Source organism: Halopseudomonas sabulinigri, assembly GCF_900105255.1.
Taxonomy (GTDB): domain Bacteria; phylum Pseudomonadota; class Gammaproteobacteria; order Pseudomonadales; family Pseudomonadaceae; genus Halopseudomonas; species Halopseudomonas sabulinigri.
The window spans coordinates 3,588,052-3,604,456 of record NZ_LT629763.1; the positions used below are offsets into that span (position 1 = coordinate 3,588,052).

General features: G+C 57.9%; 25 protein-coding genes. 17 read left to right on the forward strand and 8 right to left on the reverse strand.

All coding sequences use genetic code 11. From position 1 onward, the window contains the following. Positions 1–313: 313 nt before the first annotated feature. From BLU26_RS16320 to BLU26_RS18620, 4 genes are all read left to right on the forward strand, one after another. Entirely contained in the window at positions 314–739 is a 426-nt protein-coding gene (locus BLU26_RS16320; RefSeq protein ID WP_092287910.1) for a hypothetical protein, read from the forward strand. Positions 740–833: 94 nt separating this feature from the next. After that, entirely contained in the window at positions 834–1,127 is a 294-nt protein-coding gene (locus BLU26_RS16325) for a hypothetical protein (protein ID WP_092287911.1), read from the forward strand. A gap of 237 nt (positions 1,128–1,364) precedes the next feature. Further along, entirely contained in the window at positions 1,365–1,628 is a 264-nt protein-coding gene (locus BLU26_RS16330) for a hypothetical protein (RefSeq protein ID WP_157719390.1), read from the forward strand. 106 nt (positions 1,629–1,734) lie between these two features. Continuing rightward, positions 1,735–2,118 carry an immunity protein YezG family protein gene (locus BLU26_RS18620; protein ID WP_157719391.1) on the forward strand — a complete coding sequence of 128 codons (384 nt, stop codon included), beginning with the start codon at positions 1,735–1,737 and terminating at the stop codon, positions 2,116–2,118. 36 nt (positions 2,119–2,154) lie between these two features. Here the strand turns inward: BLU26_RS18620 and BLU26_RS16340 are convergent, their stop codons facing one another. After that, a complete protein-coding gene (locus tag BLU26_RS16340; RefSeq protein WP_092283079.1) occupies positions 2,155–3,108 on the reverse strand; it encodes an IS110 family RNA-guided transposase in 954 nt (317 codons plus the stop codon). Between the two features lie 371 nt (positions 3,109–3,479). Between BLU26_RS16340 and BLU26_RS16345 the strand changes: the two genes are divergently transcribed. The 6 genes from BLU26_RS16345 to BLU26_RS16370 all read left to right on the forward strand — a co-directional run bounded on the left by BLU26_RS16345 (position 3,480) and on the right by BLU26_RS16370 (position 7,002). Continuing rightward, the gene (locus BLU26_RS16345; RefSeq protein ID WP_092287914.1) at positions 3,480–3,725 is read left to right on the forward strand and encodes a DUF2164 domain-containing protein; all 246 of its coding nucleotides are present in this window, start codon (positions 3,480–3,482) and stop codon (positions 3,723–3,725) included. A gap of 125 nt (positions 3,726–3,850) precedes the next feature. Then, positions 3,851–4,390: a metal-dependent hydrolase gene (locus BLU26_RS16350; RefSeq protein WP_092287915.1), complete on the forward strand. Its 540-nt coding sequence runs from the start codon at positions 3,851–3,853 to the stop codon at positions 4,388–4,390. Positions 4,391–4,647: 257 nt separating this feature from the next. Then, the gene (locus tag BLU26_RS16355) at positions 4,648–4,995 is read left to right on the forward strand and encodes a DUF3024 domain-containing protein (RefSeq protein ID WP_092287916.1); all 348 of its coding nucleotides are present in this window, start codon (positions 4,648–4,650) and stop codon (positions 4,993–4,995) included. A 166-nt stretch (positions 4,996–5,161) separates the two neighbouring features. Further along, complete coding sequence (locus BLU26_RS16360) at positions 5,162–5,617, forward strand: DUF4112 domain-containing protein (RefSeq protein ID WP_092287917.1); 456 nt, start codon at positions 5,162–5,164, stop codon at positions 5,615–5,617. Between the two features lie 164 nt (positions 5,618–5,781). Next, positions 5,782–6,468, forward strand: coding sequence for a nitroreductase (locus BLU26_RS16365; protein ID WP_092287918.1), 687 nt, complete (start codon positions 5,782–5,784; stop codon positions 6,466–6,468). Between the two features lie 156 nt (positions 6,469–6,624). Continuing rightward, positions 6,625–7,002 (forward strand): septal ring lytic transglycosylase RlpA family protein, encoded by a 378-nt coding sequence (locus BLU26_RS16370; RefSeq protein ID WP_092287919.1) that lies wholly within the window; start codon positions 6,625–6,627, stop codon positions 7,000–7,002. A 32-nt stretch (positions 7,003–7,034) separates the two neighbouring features. Here the strand turns inward: BLU26_RS16370 and BLU26_RS16375 are convergent, their stop codons facing one another. Together BLU26_RS16375 and BLU26_RS16380 are read right to left on the reverse strand one after the other, a co-directional pair. Then, positions 7,035–7,259: a DUF2798 domain-containing protein gene (locus tag BLU26_RS16375; RefSeq protein WP_197674500.1), complete on the reverse strand. Its 225-nt coding sequence runs from the start codon at positions 7,257–7,259 to the stop codon at positions 7,035–7,037. Positions 7,260–7,315: 56 nt separating this feature from the next. Then, entirely contained in the window at positions 7,316–7,807 is a 492-nt protein-coding gene (locus BLU26_RS16380) for a DUF2938 domain-containing protein (protein ID WP_092287920.1), read from the reverse strand. A gap of 77 nt (positions 7,808–7,884) precedes the next feature. Between BLU26_RS16380 and BLU26_RS16385 the strand changes: the two genes are divergently transcribed. The 5 genes from BLU26_RS16385 to BLU26_RS16405 all read left to right on the forward strand — a co-directional run bounded on the left by BLU26_RS16385 (position 7,885) and on the right by BLU26_RS16405 (position 10,812). Beyond that, on the forward strand, positions 7,885–8,310 hold the full coding sequence (locus BLU26_RS16385) for a helix-turn-helix domain-containing protein (protein WP_092287921.1): 426 nt from the start codon (positions 7,885–7,887) through the stop codon (positions 8,308–8,310). Between the two features lie 159 nt (positions 8,311–8,469). Next, positions 8,470–9,366 (forward strand): DNA ligase, encoded by an 897-nt coding sequence (locus BLU26_RS16390; protein ID WP_092287922.1) that lies wholly within the window; start codon positions 8,470–8,472, stop codon positions 9,364–9,366. 90 nt (positions 9,367–9,456) lie between these two features. Beyond that, the gene (locus BLU26_RS16395) at positions 9,457–9,789 is read left to right on the forward strand and encodes a YnfA family protein (RefSeq protein WP_092287923.1); all 333 of its coding nucleotides are present in this window, start codon (positions 9,457–9,459) and stop codon (positions 9,787–9,789) included. A 105-nt stretch (positions 9,790–9,894) separates the two neighbouring features. Next, a complete protein-coding gene (locus BLU26_RS16400; protein ID WP_092287924.1) occupies positions 9,895–10,344 on the forward strand; it encodes an SRPBCC family protein in 450 nt (149 codons plus the stop codon). 111 nt (positions 10,345–10,455) lie between these two features. Then, a complete protein-coding gene (locus tag BLU26_RS16405; RefSeq protein ID WP_092287925.1) occupies positions 10,456–10,812 on the forward strand; it encodes a DMT family protein in 357 nt (118 codons plus the stop codon). Between the two features lie 156 nt (positions 10,813–10,968). On the opposite strand, the gene BLU26_RS16410 is transcribed toward BLU26_RS16405, so the two are convergent. From BLU26_RS16410 to BLU26_RS16420, 3 genes are all read right to left on the reverse strand, one after another. Beyond that, positions 10,969–11,181, reverse strand: a complete 213-nt coding sequence (locus BLU26_RS16410) for a putative hemolysin (RefSeq protein WP_092287926.1) — start codon at positions 11,179–11,181, stop codon at positions 10,969–10,971. 25 nt (positions 11,182–11,206) lie between these two features. Further along, positions 11,207–12,169, reverse strand: coding sequence for a hypothetical protein (locus tag BLU26_RS16415; protein WP_092287927.1), 963 nt, complete (start codon positions 12,167–12,169; stop codon positions 11,207–11,209). Positions 12,170–12,402: 233 nt separating this feature from the next. Continuing rightward, on the reverse strand, positions 12,403–13,509 hold the full coding sequence (locus BLU26_RS16420; RefSeq protein WP_092287928.1) for a DUF2855 family protein: 1,107 nt from the start codon (positions 13,507–13,509) through the stop codon (positions 12,403–12,405). Between the two features lie 75 nt (positions 13,510–13,584). Between BLU26_RS16420 and BLU26_RS16425 the strand changes: the two genes are divergently transcribed. Further along, positions 13,585–14,232: a TetR/AcrR family transcriptional regulator gene (locus tag BLU26_RS16425; RefSeq protein WP_092287929.1), complete on the forward strand. Its 648-nt coding sequence runs from the start codon at positions 13,585–13,587 to the stop codon at positions 14,230–14,232. A gap of 3 nt (positions 14,233–14,235) precedes the next feature. Here the strand turns inward: BLU26_RS16425 and BLU26_RS16430 are convergent, their stop codons facing one another. Then, positions 14,236–14,562, reverse strand: coding sequence for a hypothetical protein (locus BLU26_RS16430; protein ID WP_092287930.1), 327 nt, complete (start codon positions 14,560–14,562; stop codon positions 14,236–14,238). Positions 14,563–14,662: 100 nt separating this feature from the next. Here BLU26_RS16430 and BLU26_RS16435 point away from each other — a divergent pair, with 100 nt between their 5' ends. After that, positions 14,663–14,974 carry an NGG1p interacting factor NIF3 gene (locus BLU26_RS16435; RefSeq protein ID WP_092287931.1) on the forward strand — a complete coding sequence of 104 codons (312 nt, stop codon included), beginning with the start codon at positions 14,663–14,665 and terminating at the stop codon, positions 14,972–14,974. Positions 14,975–15,004: 30 nt separating this feature from the next. On the opposite strand, the gene BLU26_RS16440 is transcribed toward BLU26_RS16435, so the two are convergent. Beyond that, positions 15,005–16,321 carry a methyl-accepting chemotaxis protein gene (locus BLU26_RS16440; protein ID WP_092287932.1) on the reverse strand — a complete coding sequence of 439 codons (1,317 nt, stop codon included), beginning with the start codon at positions 16,319–16,321 and terminating at the stop codon, positions 15,005–15,007. Between the last annotated feature and the right edge of the window lie 84 nt (positions 16,322–16,405).

A 16,405-nucleotide genomic window follows, 5' to 3' on the forward strand; every position in this document is an offset into this window, starting at 1 on the left:
CTGCCTTGCTATACGGGCTCGAGGCCCCGATGACTGTTCGAGTTATCGCTTGAGAGTCATGCAGCGCTACCCACTTGTTATCGGTCTCTCAAAAGAGGAGCCGGCGCTACACCGAGCTGCTGCATGAAGGCCCCCGATGGCCGTCGGGGGTGGGCCTCAATTTACCCAAACACGGCAGAAATTATCCATACAAGTCGTTCAAGGGGAACCAGCTACGCTCCGGCAGTTTGTGCATTGGCTACGCCAATTATTGCTCAAACGGCCTCCACTGCGCCGGTCCCCTTAACTCTGCGTTAAGTGCACAAGGAGCACCATGCACGTTTTTGGAATCGTATTAGAAGATGGTGAAGAAGGTTTCTTTGAGGATGAGCATCCAAGATACCTTTTTCTATATGAAGGCTTGTTATCTGAAGTAGCCGAAAAATTGAGCGTTCCCGCGCTAAAATCTTTCGATGGTTTCTCCAAAGCAGAAGAAATTGCAAACGAGAATGCAGATTCAAATGACACTATTGCGTGGCTTTCTGCCTACAACGATGCACGTGATAGCTGTGAGCCGGTGTGGTTTGATGCATCTGAGGCTTTAGGTGCCGTGATGCCTATCAAGGAGTCAATTCAGCAATCTCTGGATGAAAGTCCAGATGATAATATTGAATATCTTATTGAGTCTCTAGAGGTACTGATCGAGATATTGGCTTCTGCAAATGAACGGAAATCTAAATTTTGTATGGCTCTAATGTAATGAAGTAAAAGCACTTAACAAGTCAATCAACTTCGCACCTTCGGTGCCGGACGCAGCAAAGCTGCGCCGGTTATTGAGGCGTTATGAGTAAGTAATGGGAAAGAAGCTGCCGCCAGACCAATTAGCGCTGTATAAGAGAATCGATGAAATTCCTTTCTACAAGTGGGACCCTATAGGGGTGAGTGATATTGAGGAAGCAAGAGACGAATATTACTCTTGCTTACCTCAAGTTTTCTCAATAGCACTTGAGAGTGCTCAGCCAACTAAAATTGCAAACTATTTATCTGAGGTTGCATCGGGCAGCATGGGTTTAGAGGGTAGTCCTGAACATGATCTCGCAATCGCTAAAGAAATAATAAAGGCGAAAAATCAGTGTTTAATACAGTAACTCATAACAAGGTGGCCAAGAATGCTTCGGCCGTAAAAAACACGGCCTGCGCGGGACACGCTATGCTTCGCGCCGCGTGCCCCTTGCCACGGCGTTAACTGTCGTCCGTTCTAAGGAGTAGTAGTGGCAAAAATGCATGAAAGGCAAATTTTTCAGGAGCTTGCCACTCTAATAACATCGGACTCACCCACAACCTGGTTCAGTCTGATTTCGATATATCTATGCCATGATGGGGCTATGAAATTGACGCACTACTTTCGGGAAGCTCCTACCAGTGATTGGTGCTCATTCGATCCCAGCAGTGTTGGTTTTGACATAATGGATTGGTGGGAAAACTATCATGGGCTTGTCAAGCAAGCTGAAGGAAACGAATTCAAGTTTGCGGCAGCCGTGTTAGATCGATCTGGGAACCTTAGACTCAAACTGTCGTACGAAATAGTAGATCCACTTGCCGGTATCGATATTTTGAAGATGGCTGAGAAACTGATTAACAACAGTTAACAAGGCCAGTCAGGGCGACGTCTACTACATTGCGGCTTTGCCTTCATTCGTAGCCGCGCATGCTGGCTGGCGTTATGCACAGTGCATTGGAAGAAAGTAGAGAGTTATGGATTTGTCATCTGAATCTGAAAAAGTAGAGCGTTTGGTCCAAGAAATTGCACTTACTGCTCCAGAAGGTTGGAGCCGAATTGTGTTTTATCAAGAACTACTCGCCCAATCTGATGGCGGATTCAGAAATAAATCTACAGCAAGGTGCTGGATCGATAATGACCAAAATGAATACGAGCGCAGCTTTGAAATAGGAGGCTCAATGGAGGCCTTTGAAGCTGTCGAAGATATTTATGAGAGTGCTAAAAGCAAAGGTGAGGAATGGTCTGGGCTATTTCTGAATTTAACAAGTGATGGGAAGTTTCGCATTGAATTTTACTATGACGCTACCCCTTTGCTAGATGGTGATAGCAATCTTGTAAAGGAGAAAATGGGACTCTAAATGCATAACAAGTGACTGTGGTGTCAACGTCCCAAATCAGGCTGTTTTTTCACGCCACGGCTCTTGATTCTTAACCATGGTGTTGAGCATCACGATCATCTTTCGCATGCAGGCAATGAGGGCGACTTTTGGTAACTTTCCTTGGGCTTTCAGGCGTTCATAGAACTGCTTGAATACCGGGTTGCATTGGATGGCTGACATCATCGCCATGAACATCACTGTTCGCACTCTATGACGACCGCCACGGATCCGACGCTTGCCCGTCAGTCTGCCGCTATCGCGATTGATGGGTGCCACGCCAACCAGGGCTGCGATCTCTCGCCGGTTAAGCTTGCCTAACTCAGGAAGCTCGCTCAGTAGCGTAAACGCCATGACTTTGCCAACGCCTGGCACGCTGGTCAGGATGTCTGTTTTGCTTCGCCAATGATCAACCTTGGCGACTTCATGCTCGATCTGCTTGGTGATGGTTTTGATCTGGGTCTGGAGCGTTTTGAGTAGACTATTGATGGAGCTGTGAAGTGTTTTTGGCAGTATTTGCAGGCGGTTTTTTTCCATGGTGGACATTTCCATGAGCTGGCTGCGCCTCGCCAATAGGTCTTTGATTTTTTGAGATGTTTTATCCGGTATGGGCTTGAATTCTGGCTTCAGCGTAGCAGCATATTTGGCAATGACCTGAGCGTCGATGCGGTCAGTTTTTGCCAACACACCGATAGCTTGGGCATAGCGCCGCACACTGATCGGATTGACCACAATGATGGGCAGCCCAGCCTGACTGATGGCTCGAACCAATGCATGTTCGTAGCGGCCTGTTGCTTCTACAACGATCCGCTCAATGGCGTAGCCCTTGAGTATCTTCACAAGCTCTCGGATATGAGTGGTGCTGTTCGGGATGGTAAAAGACTGGCCGGACGGATGAAGGGCGATATCGAGGTTAGCTTTACCGACGTCGACACCGATGTTGATCAGGGTTTGGTTTTCTGGAGTGTTCATAATAAGCTGACTCTGCCTTGCTATACGGGCTCGAGGCCCCGATGACTGTTCGAGTTATCGCTTGAGAGTCATGCAGCGCTACCCACTTGTTATCGGTCTCTCAAAAGAGGAGCCGGCGCTACACCGAGCTGCTGCATGAAGGCCCCCGATGGCCGTCGGGGGTGGGCCTCAATTTACCCAAACACGGCAGAAATTATCCATACAAGTGCTTGAGGGCGAGCGAGTGGTGAGCGTTCTCAGGCTCTGGAGCCGATACGAATAATGCATAGCCAGCCGCTGTTGCCGGACAATATTTCCACCGCTTCGCGGCTCTAAAATTACCGCAATGCTCCGCGTTATGTTTTCTTCTATTACAAACCGCAGGCCACGGCATGAAAGATATCGAGTTTTCCAGAGAGCAGAAAGAACGCATGGTAGGCAAGATCAAAACCTACTTTCAGGACGAGCTGCAACAGGACATTGGCGGATTTGAAGCTGAGTTTCTGATCGACTTTTTTGCCAAGGAGCTGGGCCCCAGCTTTTACAATCGCGGCATTTTCGATGCGCAGCAGGTTTTCAACGAGAAGCTGGAAGAGGCCGGGTATGTGATTCAGGAGCTGGAGCAGCCGGAAGGTTAGTCGCTGGGCGCCTGGTTTGTGCCGCCGGCGGCATGGCGAGCAATCCGTTGGTTACCTGTGATGTGCTCAGCTTCTTCGTCTGACTCACCAGTAATCACGGCAATAGTTACCGCAATGGAGTGCGTATGTTTATCGGTCACCTACCCGCAGGTTATGTAGCCACAAGATTGTTGTACCGCCGCTTTGCCCGCACGGGCGTAATGGCCAAATATTTCATGCTGGCCGGTATGTTCGGCGCCATCGCGCCTGACCTGGACATGTTTTACTTTTATCTGATCGATAACCGGCAACACCACCATCACACCTACTGGCCGCACTATCCGGTGATATGGTTCAGCCTGCTGGCGGCAACCAGCCTTTGGTTCGGTCTGGCGCGGGACAAGGCACGCGCAGCGTTGGGGCTTGTCTTCGCGCTCAACGGCTGCCTTCACATGCTGCTCGACTCGATTGTGGGGGATGTATGGTGGTTGGCTCCCTGGGTAGATCAGCCCTATGTGCTCTTTACAGTGCAAGCCGTTTATACCCCTTGGTGGCTTAACTTCATTTTGCATTGGTCCTTCGCGCTTGAACTGGCGTTGTTGGCGTGGGCGATTTATCTGTGGCGCTGCAAACCGGTTGTGGCGCCTGCTTCTGCCATGCCGAGCGCGGATAACCCTCTTGACTGAGGCAGGCTTGGGAAGCGCTGGCAAGGGTAGTGCCTCCAGGCCAGCGCAGCTGCCAATTCGATTTTGCGGTGCTGACTGAGGAACGGCAGCACCCTGAAGATGGTCAGAACCTTCTGATAGCGCAGGGCGGGTCCGACTAACCGCCCCATCGCTTTAGCTTGTGGCAGCGCTTTGCGACCAGCCTGGCGTTGCCGGTCACTCGCCACCCGGTAAGGCTGCACTCTCGCTACAGGCTCCGGGCTTACACAGGAGAGGGTATGGCATTTAGTGAGTTTGAAATAAAGCAGATTGAGCGCGCGGCTGCAGCTTTCCTTGAGGTGCGCAGGCCGCCTGCCGGCGTGCGGCACCAGGTTGACCTGCAGGTACGCATTAACGAGCAAAGCATCGAGGTGATCGAACTCCGCCCGCATCACAGTGATCTGTCGAAAGCGGTGGAATCGCCGACGGCCAAGGCGGAGTATGTCGACCAGGGCCAGGGTTGGCGGGTCTATTGGATGCCCAGCGACCTTGAATGGCACGTATACGAACCACAGCCTGAAGTGCAGTCCATCGAGGCGTTCTTCACGCTGGTCAACGCGGATGAGAACGCCTGTTTCTTCGGCTAGGGTCAGGCGCGTTGTGGGTGTCCCGCCTTTGTTTACCTGGAGGCGCAAACGCACTGGCGCAGGCGGTTCAGCGGCGTGGCTGTGGCCCGCTTGCTCGCGCCAGGTGCGCAGTGGCGCTACAGACCATGAAGGCTTCTGTCTGGCGCTTTAACATCCTGGAGATGGCATGACACAAGCAACGACGGAGGCGAAGCAGCGGGCGATATTGGCACGGTTGGAGCGATTCAGCCGCTTTACCGACAGCAATATCGGCATTCCTTTCACCCGTATGCGCATCGGTACCGAGGCCCTGATTGGGCTGGTACCCGTGGTCGGTGATCTGGCGGGGTTGGCAATGTCGGGCTACGTACTGCTGGAGGCGCAAAGGGCCGGTGCCGACAGCGCGCTAAAACGCAAGATGCTGCGCAATGTGGTGATCGATTTTGTCGGCGGGCTGGTGCCGGTGGTGGGCGACGCCTTTGATGCCATTTACAAGGCCAATACGCGCAATACCCAATTGTTGAGAGGTTATCTCGACCGGCAGTTGAACCCCGAACCGCCACCGTCCCTGCAGTGGGGCAGGCTGGTTGGTCTGTCCGTCCTGTTTGCGTTGATCATCGGTGGCGTCGCGCTTGCCCTGTAACCGGGTCTCTGCGCTCGGTTTCGTCGGCCATAGAGCGCATTGATAAGCCCGTATACCCAAAGCCGCGACCGCGCCGACCAGGCGCACGCCTGTGCTAACGTCTGGCTCCGTGGCGCTGGCGGTGCCTTGCGACCACAGTGCCCATTCCCATCAGGAGACCAGCAATGAATTACGATGAGGTTGTGCTTGGCCGCCGCAGTATTCGCGCTTTTCAACAGCGTGCGGTGCCGCGCAGTGTGATTGAAGAGGTCATCGCCCTGGCCATCCGGGCGCCGTCGTCCATGAATACCCAGCCATGGCACTTGCACGTGCTGACTGGCGAGCCCCTGGATCGCATTCGCGCCGAGAATACCGAGCGCATGCTCAACGGCGTGCCGCCGGCCAAGGAAAGCCGGGGTATCGGCAGCTACGAGGGCGATCATCGGCAGCGGCAGATAGACATCGCCGTGCAACTTTTCGAGGCCATGGGCATTGCCCGTGATGACAAGGCCAAGCGCCAGGACTGGGTGCTGCGCGGCTTCCGTCAATTTGATGCACCAGTCTCCATTGTAGTGACCTACGACAAGGTGCTGCGCGAGGGCGATATTGCCCAGTTCGATTGCGGCGCGCTGGTGAACTCTCTGGTTAATGCAGCCTGGTCGCGCGGCCTGGGCTGCGTGGTCAACAGCCAGGGCATCATGCATTCGTCAGTGGTGCGCGAGCATGCGCAGATTCCGGAGGATCAGGTGGTGATGATCTGCGTGGCCATGGGCTACCCGGACGAGGCGTTTCCAGCCAACGCCGTGGTCTCCAGACGTCGCGCCGTGACGGAGGTGGCCAGTTTTGTAGGGTTTACCGAGTCGACTACCTGAGGTGGCCGGCCTGCTGAGATTCTGCGCTCGGCAGGAACAGGCGCCTTGCGCCGCGGTCTGTCAGTTAGCTCGGTCTCAGTGGGCTGCAGCGGTCACTTGCAGGTTAATTGCACTGACGCCAAGCAGCAGTTCGGCAAACTCATCCAAGGTGCTCATGTGAAAAGTCTGGTATTGCTTGCATTGTTTATCGCTCTGGCTGGTTGCAGCTCGGTGCCCTCGGGATCAGCGGGGGACTGGGCTGGCCATAGGGAGTCCGGGAAGGCGTCGTATTATGCGGATAAACATCAGAACATGCGCACCGCCAGCGGCGAGCCGTACAAGCATGACCTGCCCACCGCCGCGCACAAGCAGTTGCCCTTTGGCTCTATGGTCAAGGTGACCAATACGGCTAACGGCAAAAGCGTGGTAGTGCGCATCAATGATCGCGGCCCCTTTGTGCGCGGCCGGATTATCGATCTGTCCAAGACTGCCTTTAGCCGCATCGGCAGCCTTTCCTCTGGCCTGCTCAATGTGGAAATCGAGGTACTGCGGTAGCGGCTACCGCTCCGCTTGCGCTGCATTTGCGGTCAGGCGGTTATCCGGCCGACTACGCCTCTGACCCAGGGCGCCACAATGGCTACGGTGGGAAAGGCGATCGGCCAGGTGGTGAAGCAGCTTTGCAGCCACTGCGCCAGGAAGCCGGAGTGCAGTCCCTGTGAGGTGGCCAGTACAAAGGCCGAGACGATGGCGACCATGATGGCTGAGAGCAGGGCGCTGAACACCATGGGGGCGAAGCGAGCGGGAATACGCATTGTCATGCTCCTGAATGAGATTGGCCGGTAAGGCCGGAGGCGTTGTATGTGGGGGTTCAGCTCAGCGCAATGAGCTGCGCCACCTTGGCCGCAGCAAACAAACCAGCGCCGAACACCGCGTGGGTAATCAGGCTTTGCAGGCGAGCGGTGGCTGGGCGCGCTGTGCGGCTGGCGGCTATGCCGGCTCCCATGCCCGGCTGCATCAACAGGAATGGCGCTGCCACGGTGGCGATCCCCAGCGCCAGTGCCGGGCCCAGGCTGGGCTGTGCCAGCCAGGCAGCGCCATTAAGGCTCACCAGTAAGGCCGCGAAGGCAACCCCCGTCAGGTAATGCACAGCCCACCCCAGCGCTCGCTCGCCGCGCACCGGTGCCGCGGTTGCAATCGCAGGATGATGAAAGCGCCCGCGCGGCATGTGTCCCACCCAGCGGCCTACCAGGGCGTAGTTAGGTGGCGCTATGCCGAACAGGCGCTGGCGGACGAGCCCCCAGAAATCCATTACTGCAGTAGCGCCCAAGCCGATGAATAGGGTGGCTGGCAGGTAGTCCATGGTGTTCTCCCGAGTGGCTTGCTTTGAAGGTGAATGCAGCGTACAACTTCAAGTCGCCTTTAAGTCAAGGGGCCGGGATGGATATTGCTGAAGTGGCGAAAAGGTCGGGCGTGCCGGCCTCTACGCTGCGCTATTACGAAGAAAAGGGCTTGATTGCCTCGGTGGGCAGACGCGGTTTGCGGCGGTTGTTCAACGCCAATGTGCTGGAGCGGCTGGCGTTGATCGCGTTGGGTCAGTCCGCCGGCTTTTCGCTGGAGGAGATTGCTCGCATGCTGGGCGCTAACGGCCAGCCCAGAATCGACCGTCAGTTGCTGAGCGACAAGGCGGATGAACTGGACGCTACCGTCCGCAAACTGACAGCGATGCGCGATGGCTTGCGGCACGCCGCAGTCTGCTCGGCACCGAGTCATATGGAGTGTCCTACCTTTCGCCGTTTGCTCGGTCTGGCGGCAGCCGGTGCCAGCAGGCAGGCCAAAAACAAGCCGCGGTCTTCTCTGCCTTAACTACCTGGCCTGCCAAGGGTGATCTGCACCGCAGTTCTGGTCAGCGCTATTTGGTCTGCTGCGTCGCGGCATGGAAAGGTGCGCAAAGCCCACCACCGCTGCCTGTATCAGCGTGCGCCGGATAGGCCGGCCAGGTGGCCAAGCCACAGGGACGTTGCAATGCGGCAAATCTGCTTTTTTCTCCTCGTACTCGTTTGGCTTGGCGCTGCCCCACCTGGTTTGGCCGCAGGGCCTGCGCACCAACCCATGCTGGCCAGAGTTTATGCTGGCGAAGCCAAGGTGGAGGAATATTGGGTCAGCGAAAAGCTCGACGGCGTGCGCGCCCTTTGGGATGGGGAGGCGTTGTGGAGCAGAGGCGGATACCCGATTGCTGTGCCGCTCGAGTTCACTCAGGGCTGGCCCGGTATGGCGATGGAGGGCGAACTCTGGCTGGGGCGCGGCACCTTTGATCAGCTTAGCGGCATAGTGCGCAGCGCGAAGCCTGATGCGGCGCAGTGGCGGCAAGTCCGGCTGATGGTGTTTGATTTGCCCCAGCACGGCGGCAGCTTCACTGAGCGGGTCGCGGCCATGCGGCAGTTATCCGCGTTGAAGCTGGCATCGTTGCAGCCGGTGCCGCAGTTTCGGGTGGCCAGCGGCGATGAGCTGGATGCGCGCTTGGCGAGCCTGGTGGCCGCGGGCGCGGAAGGTCTGATGCTGCATCATCAGGACGCGCACTATCAGCCCGGCCGCAGTGATGCTTTGTTGAAATACAAACCCTATGCGGACGCCGAAGCACAGGTGATTGGTTACACGCCGGGCAAGGGCAAGTATCTGGGTATGCTTGGGGCATTGGAGGTTGCCGATGCCGACGGACGGCGTTTCCGCCTGGGCAGCGGCCTGAGCGATGCGCAGCGGGCCGCCCCGCCAGCGATTGGCAGCTGGGTGACCTTTCGCTACAACGGTTTAACCTCTACCGGGTTGCCGCGGTTTGCGCGCTTTTTGCGCGAGCGTGAGGCGCCGCCAGCGGCAGCTGCCGCGGCGCCAAGCCCCGCCGATACTGCGCGCGATGATGGCTGAAACACCTGAGGTTAGCGGGCCGGGTTGGCTGCGCAGGGCTGACGGTGCATGATGGCGCGGTATGTGCCACCGCTACCTGGAGCCGCATCTGTGCCGGAACTGAAAACCCTGGGCTTGTTTCTGCTGACCGCGCTGGCGGAAATCGTTGGCTGCTATCTGCCTTACCTCTGGCTGCGCGAGGGCAAATCTATCTGGCTGTTGTTGCCGGCGGCGTTGAGTCTGGCGCTGTTTGCCTGGCTGCTGACCTTGCATCCTACGGCGGCGGGCCGGGTGTACGCGGCCTACGGCGGCGTCTATATCTTTACCGCTATGCTCTGGTTGTGGGCGGTGGACGGCATCCGACCGACGGGCTGGGATTTGCTGGGCTCGCTGGTGGCTTTGCTGGGAATGGCTATCATCATGTTTGCGCCGCGCTCAGCCTAGACGAGAAATCCCCAAGCCTTGTCGAATGCGGCTGCGCTCAACCGACCTGTCAGTACCACCGCAATCCAGCGTGGCCATCGAGCTTCCACTTTAAGGAGACAGCTTATGCCCAGCACTATACGTTTGCACCGCGTTCTCATGGCACCGCCCGAGCGCGTTTATCGCGCCTTCCTCGATCCCGACGCCATGGTCAAGTGGCTGCCGCCACACGGGTTTACCGGCAAGATGCATGAGCACGAGGCGCGCGTGGGCGCGAGCTATCGCATGTCTTTTACCAATTTCAGCACTGGCAGCAGCCACACGTTTGGCGGTACCTATCTTGAGCTGATTCCCAACGAGCGGATTGTCAACGATGATCGCTTTGACGACCCAAAATTGCCCGGCAGCATGCGCAATACCGTGGAGCTGCGCGCCGTCGCCTGCGGCACCGAACTGAATATCATCCAGGAGGGCATCCCCGATGTAATCCCCGCCGAGTCCTGTTATCTGGGGTGGCAGGAGTCGCTGACGCTACTGGCGCAATTGGTGCAGGCAGAGGTACCGGACGAAGGCTGAAACGCCTGGACGGTAAGCGCCAGCCCCCTGGCTGAGCGCACTGTGCGCAGATAGAATCGCGCTGACCGGCGCGCCGCCGGAGGCTATCGGAAAGGCTCGCCGGAGGTGTTGATGCACAAGATAGGTTTCACCATTTTATTGCTGTCGCTCAGCAACGTGTTCATGACCTTTGCCTGGTACGCGCACCTCAAGGAGCTGAGCAGCAAGCCGTGGATTGTTGCAGCGTTGATCAGTTGGGGTGTGGCGCTGTTCGAGTATCTGCTGCAGGTGCCAGCCAACCGCATTGGTTACGAGGTGCTGTCGCTGGGCCAGCTGAAAATTCTGCAGGAAATCATCGCGCTAACGGTTTTTGTGCCCTTCGCCTTTTTCTACATGAAGGAGCCGCTCAAACTGGATTACCTCTGGGCCGGCCTGTGCATTCTCGGCGCCGCCTATTTTATCTTTCGCAGCAAGTGGGGAGTGGCGTGACAGCGCGTGCGCGGCCAGCTCAGTCACCAATCTGGGGGTGGGGTTTCGCTATCTGATTGCCAGTCGCTACGGCTTCTGGATGGGTAGCGACATTGCGCGGGGGCCGGAAGAGACCGCGTTCTACATTCAGGCCGGATCCAACTGGTAGCCGCCAGATCACGGCTGGGAGCGGTAGTACTCCCAGCCATCAACCTGCTGGCCATCGGGCAGCTCGCAGGTGCCTGAGTCCAGGTGGTAGCTGCCGCCCTGGTCTGCGCAGTAAATCGCCGCCGGGTTAGCCAGGCCGAGGTTGGGTGAATCGGACTGAGTGCTGCAGGCGCTGAGCACTGTCTGGGTAAGGGCGGCGAGTATGAGGGCTTTGGCGTGCATGGCGCCTTCTCCTGTGCGTGGTTCGTCAGTTCAACCCGGGCCTGAAGTTGATCCCGATACTGATATACGGGCTATTGCTGACATCAAACGCAGGCTCCTCCCAGTCGTCACCCCGTATGCTCATACCGGTCAGCCCGGTGACGCCAAGTTCGCCCTCCAGCCACAGATTGCCGTACACGCGGCGCTCCGCCGAGAAGCCGAAATCCCAGGTGTCCAGCTCATACTGCAGGTCGTCTTTACCGTTCTCGCTGGACCAACTCGCGCCGGACGGTGATACGCCAAGGCGGTACAGGGTGCGGTCGTCTGGTGCGTAGAGTACGGCGGGCCAAGGCATGACGGCGCTGAGGGTCCAGTGGTCGTTGACCGCATACGAGGCGCCGACATAGGGCAGGTAGAGGTCATCCCCCGGATTGAAATCAGCGTACAGGCCGAAAGCCCACCACAGCCGGTCGCTTTGTACATAGCGAGCGAAGCCGCCGGCCATGGTTTCCCAGCTCCAGTCCTCGCCGGAAGCCTTGTGGCCCAGCGGCATGACAAAGCCCCCGGCCTGCCACTGGGAATTGACCTGGCGGAACCAGCCAACGGGCAAACCGGCAGAGAGCACATCGAAGGACTCCAGCTCATTCGAGGTGGAGTCAAAACGCGACCAGCCCACCCAATCGCCGATCAGAAAGGCATCGCGCGGGGTGACCAGAAAGGGCAGCACCGCCCCTTGGGAGACCGTAGTCTGGCGCGTGCTCACGCTGCTGCCGTCTGCGCGGCGGATATCGCTCTCGCCATAATGCGTGGTATCGATAAACGCCAGCGGTTGAAAAGGGACATTGGTGGTGCCGCGTTGAAACACGATCTCGCTGTCTTCAAACTGCTGTACCCAGCGCTGCATGAACGCGGGGTCAGCCTGTGCCACGCTGGTTGTACAGCCCAGCAGCGCCAGAACGGTGAGGTTGATTTTGTACTGCATTGCCTTGCCGAGCGTTTTCACGGTCAATCGACTGGTCTCCAACGGGGCCTGTATACCGCCACTTTCGTGTGGTTCGAGTTCAGCATAGACCAGGCTTGCTGGTTGCCAGGTATGAATTGCACTGCAGGGTGCAGCGTTGACAGCCTATAGCCGGGCGGCTGGCGTGGAGGAGGACATTTACAGCGGAACGTGGGAGGGGCGGGCTGAGTGACGCGACGGCCGGGCCAGTGCGGCACCGCCAGGCGGTGCCGCTATTCGGGTCAGGCCAATACGACGGCGTGACCTTCCTTGGGGTCGATACGCCCGGCCACCAGGTCTTCTACCAATTGCTGGGCCTGCTCCAGACCGTTGTGCTCGTTGACCAGCATCCACGGCTGTTGCGGGCTCTTGGTGCGCTGAATGAATGCCAGTTGCGCCTCGTTGAACTTGCGCGTGACCTCGGCGGCGCCCCAATCGGCGTTGCGCTTCTTGATCTGGTAGGGCGCGAAGTAGGGCTGCGGCGTGGGGCCATGGGCCGGAGCATCGGCGGCGCTCAGATGCTCGTGGTTCTGTGAGGAGCCGGCGAAGCAGCTGTGCGTCAGGTTGTCCTTGAAGTGGTCATGGATGCGGTTGCGCAGCGCGTTGTTGCCGGCAAAGTCGACATAGAGCGTGGGCACGCTGGCGTCGAGCTGCTCTACATCGTCATAGGCCATTGAGCGTGCGTAGCAGCCCAGGTTGTCGACAAACTGGGTGTTACCGCTGGAGGTCAGGCCAATGAGTTCGACGTTTGGATTGTTTTCCAGGCAGAACGCGGTGCCGTAGGCAGTTTTGCTTGAGGCGCTGGAAACGACGATACGTTTGGCACCGAAGAAATTATTGTCTTCCAGAAAGTCAGCCAGCATGAAGGAGGTAATGAACAGCGGGCGCAGCAGCATCTGATAGTTTTCATCTTCTGCGCGGTAGGCCGCGTCTGTGCTGATGCGCTGATACTGGTTATAGGCGGAAGTCAGCTCCAGGCGGTGTTCGATGCCGTCGTAGAAGCCGCGTTCGCCAACCCGTACCGGCTTCATCACCACGTGACTGGCAATCGGCCAGAATCCGTAAAAACGCTCGCCCTTGTCGAGGCCTTCTACGCTGCTTTCGACGATTTCGGCAAAACCCCAGGCGGGCATGTGGAACCACGCCTTGTCGGTAGTCGGGTAGAAGTTCCAGTAGCGCAGGTGCGGCGTTTCACCGAAGGCGGCGTAGGTGATGTTATTGGTGGTCAGCGCCAGACGGCAAATGCGCAGCAGGGCTTCGCCCTCTTGCAGTTGGGGCATGGGCTCGCGGTGCAGACGGGTTTGCTGCAGGTCGGCCTTATTGTTCTGAAGTTGCAGAATGTCGCTCATCGATTGGCTCCTCGGGTGGTGAAACGCTGTGTAAATGACTGTAGCCTGTCTGTCCGTCTTCCGGGTTCGGATTCCATGACCAGCAAAACGCCCACCCCGCAGCCACGCCCCAAACCGCTTAAACGGCCTACGCAGTCGCGCGCCAAGGCCACAGTGCAGGCGATTTTTGATACCTATGTTCGGATTTGGCAGCGCGACGGCTGGGAGCGCATCACCACGCGTGCCATTGCCCTTGAGGCCGGAGTGGCGGTAGGTACCTTCTACGATTACTTTCCCAGCAAGCAGGCGCTGCATTCAGGTTACGTGCGCCACTGCATTGAAGCGTTGCTGCAGGCGATAGAGCAGCAGGCCGTACAACCGCAGGAGCTGAGCTGGCAGCAGCGCCTTGGCCGCCTGGTACGCCTGTTGTGTGGCGCTGATGGGCAGGTCTCCTGGTTTCATCCGGAGATGCTGGAGCTGGAGCCGCTGGTGGCCGAGCAGAAGCACCAGCGCCGCGCTTATGAAGAGTTGCTCAGCGCTTGGCGGCGGGTGTTTGATGCCGCCAGCGATCTACCCGAAAAGCCCGCCGCGGCGACGCTGGAAGCCATGCACCTAGCGGTATGGGGCGGGCGCCGTTACGCCATGCTGGTGCAGCTGGATGACGCGGCCATGGGCCGCTGGGCGCAGCAGATGCAGGGCTTTTGCGAGCAGGCAGTGGCGCTGGGCGAGGCGCCCAAGCCCTGAGCTTCAGTCGCGCCGGTTGACGCGAACCTTCAGGTAGTCTCGCTGAATCGCGGTTTCCAGCGCATTGGCCGCACTGACCAGTTCATCGAAGGTTTCTCGGCGTGCCTTGAGCTGGCTGATCTGTTCCGCCGAGGGCGGTTGGCCCTTACTGTGCTCCGCCAGATCAAGCAGACAAGTGAGGTAGTCGCGGCGGGCGCCGGCCACCAGGGTAATCAGCGGCTGCAGATTGGTCAGGCTCAGCTCGGGCAGGGCGGGGCTGAGCACATTGTGATTGATCTCGCGGCGCAGCTTTTCAAACTCCAGCAGCAGGCGGTTGCTGTCGATGGTCATGGGTGTCTCCTTGCCGGTCTCGCGGTTGTTATGATGCCAGTCTAGTTCAAGGCGCTGCGCTGTGATGCGCGCCGGAACCCGGTGATACGGAGGATAGCGGATGTACAAATTGTGCTTTTATGTGCCGGTCAGCCACGTCGAGCAGGTCAAGCAGGCGGTGTTCGCTGCTGGCGCAGGCCGCTTGGGGAACTATGACTGTTGCAGTTGGCAGACGCTGGGCTCAGGCCAGTTTCGTCCGCTCGGCGGTAGCACGCCGCATCTGGGTGTGCAGGATCAAGTGGAGCAGGTTGAGGAGTATCGCGTGGAGATGCTGTGCTCGCAGGCGTGTCTGCCGCAGGTCATCTGTGCGCTGAAGGCGGCTCACCCCTACGAGGAGCCGGCATTCGATTATGCGACGGTACAGATAAGCTGACGTTGCCCGGCGCTGCCCGCCGCGGGCGGGTTATTTCAGATGGCTGGCAAACTGGCTGACCACATTGACCACCTGCTGCGCGCCCTTCTTGATCTCGCGCATCACCCGACCGGACTCGTTGGAGAGCTCCAGCCCTTGCTGCGCTTTGTCCTGGCTCTGTCTGATGGCGGTTACCGTGGATTGGGTCAGGCTCTGGTTCTTCTGCACCACCTCGACTATCTCTACCGTTGCCTTGCTGGTTCGCTGCGCCAATTGGCGCACTTCATCGGCCACCACGGCGAAGCCGCGGCCCTGTTCTCCGGCACGCGCTGCTTCAATGGCGGCATTGAGGGCCAGCAGGTTGGTCTGATCGGCGATGCTGCTGATGCTCTGGACGATACTGGCGATCAATTGCGACTGCTTGTCCAGTGCGGAGATCTCTTCCCCGGCCTGCTCCATCTGTACCGACAGCTCACTGATAACCTGCAGGGTTCGTTCGATGACCTGTGCGCCTTGATCGGCGATAGCGTCGGTCTGGGTGGAGGTGTCGTAGGCGACGCTCGCGGCGTTGGCGACCGATTGCTCACGTTCGATTTCATTGGTGATTACGGTCGCGAATTTGACGACTTTGTACAGCTCGTTGTCTTGGCTGAAAATAGGGTTGTAGGAGGCTTCCAGCCAGACGGTATTACCGTAGTGATCGAGCCGTTTGAAACGGTCGGACACGCATTCGCCGCGGCCCAGTTTGGCCCAAAACTCGGTATAAGCGCTGGAGTTGGCTTCGTCCGGATCGCAGAAAATGCGGTGGTGCTGGCCGATGATCTCATCCTTGCGATAGCCCATGGCCGTCAGAAAGCGCTCGTTGGCATGCAGCACATGGCCCTTGAGGTCAAATTCGATCAACGCCATGGAGCGGTTCAGTGCCTGTATCAGGTCCTGGTATTCCCGCGAGGTCTCGATGGTGCGCGTGAGCACCGTGCTGTGCAGGGTGAACTCCTGCAGCCGCTGCTGCTCGTCGATAATCGGCTGCAGGATTGAGCGGAGCCAGGCCTGTTTGCCGTCCGCGCGCTGAAACTGTATTGCGCCAACCCAATGCTCTTTCTTCTCCAGCGCGGTCTTGAGGCTTTTGAAGTGCGGGGTGTTGCGGGCCTTGTCAGGGACGAAGTCGAGCAGTTTTTTACCGGTTACCCGGTCGAGGGGATAGCCCAGTTCGTCTGCTGAATTGCTGTTCTGTGCAGTAATGACCCCGGCTTCATTGAGGGTCATGACCAGCATTTCCTTGTTCAGACTGTCGGTGACCTGGTCCATGCGGAACAGCTTCTTTTCCAGCTGGGCAATTTTTTCTTCTGATTTTTTACTGAAAAACATGAAGCCTCCGTGGGCCATTGTACGGGTGTCGTCATGCTATCCATAGCAACAAGGTAAGCGTATTACCATTAGGTGACACTATAG

Bases quoted from the DNA above. Each gene is read 5' to 3' on its own strand.
- BLU26_RS16440 (WP_092287932.1), bottom strand. From the start codon at position 16,321: ATGTTTTTCAGTAAAAAATCAGAAGAAAAAATTGCCCAGCTGGAAAAG.
- BLU26_RS16340 (WP_092283079.1), bottom strand. From the start codon at position 3,108: ATGAACACTCCAGAAAACCAAACCCTGATCAACATCGGTGTCGACGTC.
- BLU26_RS16405 (WP_092287925.1), top strand. From the start codon at position 10,456: ATGCACAAGATAGGTTTCACCATTTTATTGCTGTCGCTCAGCAACGTG.
- BLU26_RS16360 (WP_092287917.1), top strand. From the start codon at position 5,162: ATGACACAAGCAACGACGGAGGCGAAGCAGCGGGCGATATTGGCACGG.
- BLU26_RS16435 (WP_092287931.1), top strand. From the start codon at position 14,663: ATGTACAAATTGTGCTTTTATGTGCCGGTCAGCCACGTCGAGCAGGTC.
- BLU26_RS16410 (WP_092287926.1), bottom strand. From the start codon at position 11,181: ATGCACGCCAAAGCCCTCATACTCGCCGCCCTTACCCAGACAGTGCTC.
- BLU26_RS16325 (WP_092287911.1), top strand. From the start codon at position 834: ATGGGAAAGAAGCTGCCGCCAGACCAATTAGCGCTGTATAAGAGAATC.
- BLU26_RS16355 (WP_092287916.1), top strand. From the start codon at position 4,648: ATGGCATTTAGTGAGTTTGAAATAAAGCAGATTGAGCGCGCGGCTGCA.
- BLU26_RS16350 (WP_092287915.1), top strand. From the start codon at position 3,851: ATGTTTATCGGTCACCTACCCGCAGGTTATGTAGCCACAAGATTGTTG.
- BLU26_RS16430 (WP_092287930.1), bottom strand. From the start codon at position 14,562: ATGACCATCGACAGCAACCGCCTGCTGCTGGAGTTTGAAAAGCTGCGC.
- BLU26_RS16385 (WP_092287921.1), top strand. From the start codon at position 7,885: ATGGATATTGCTGAAGTGGCGAAAAGGTCGGGCGTGCCGGCCTCTACG.
- BLU26_RS16320 (WP_092287910.1), top strand. From the start codon at position 314: ATGCACGTTTTTGGAATCGTATTAGAAGATGGTGAAGAAGGTTTCTTT.
- BLU26_RS18620 (WP_157719391.1), top strand. From the start codon at position 1,735: ATGGATTTGTCATCTGAATCTGAAAAAGTAGAGCGTTTGGTCCAAGAA.
- BLU26_RS16345 (WP_092287914.1), top strand. From the start codon at position 3,480: ATGAAAGATATCGAGTTTTCCAGAGAGCAGAAAGAACGCATGGTAGGC.
- BLU26_RS16425 (WP_092287929.1), top strand. From the start codon at position 13,585: ATGACCAGCAAAACGCCCACCCCGCAGCCACGCCCCAAACCGCTTAAA.
- BLU26_RS16365 (WP_092287918.1), top strand. From the start codon at position 5,782: ATGAATTACGATGAGGTTGTGCTTGGCCGCCGCAGTATTCGCGCTTTT.
- BLU26_RS16390 (WP_092287922.1), top strand. From the start codon at position 8,470: ATGCGGCAAATCTGCTTTTTTCTCCTCGTACTCGTTTGGCTTGGCGCT.
- BLU26_RS16400 (WP_092287924.1), top strand. From the start codon at position 9,895: ATGCCCAGCACTATACGTTTGCACCGCGTTCTCATGGCACCGCCCGAG.
- BLU26_RS16375 (WP_197674500.1), bottom strand. From the start codon at position 7,259: ATGCGTATTCCCGCTCGCTTCGCCCCCATGGTGTTCAGCGCCCTGCTC.
- BLU26_RS16420 (WP_092287928.1), bottom strand. From the start codon at position 13,509: ATGAGCGACATTCTGCAACTTCAGAACAATAAGGCCGACCTGCAGCAA.
- BLU26_RS16380 (WP_092287920.1), bottom strand. From the start codon at position 7,807: ATGGACTACCTGCCAGCCACCCTATTCATCGGCTTGGGCGCTACTGCA.
- BLU26_RS16330 (WP_157719390.1), top strand. From the start codon at position 1,365: ATGAAATTGACGCACTACTTTCGGGAAGCTCCTACCAGTGATTGGTGC.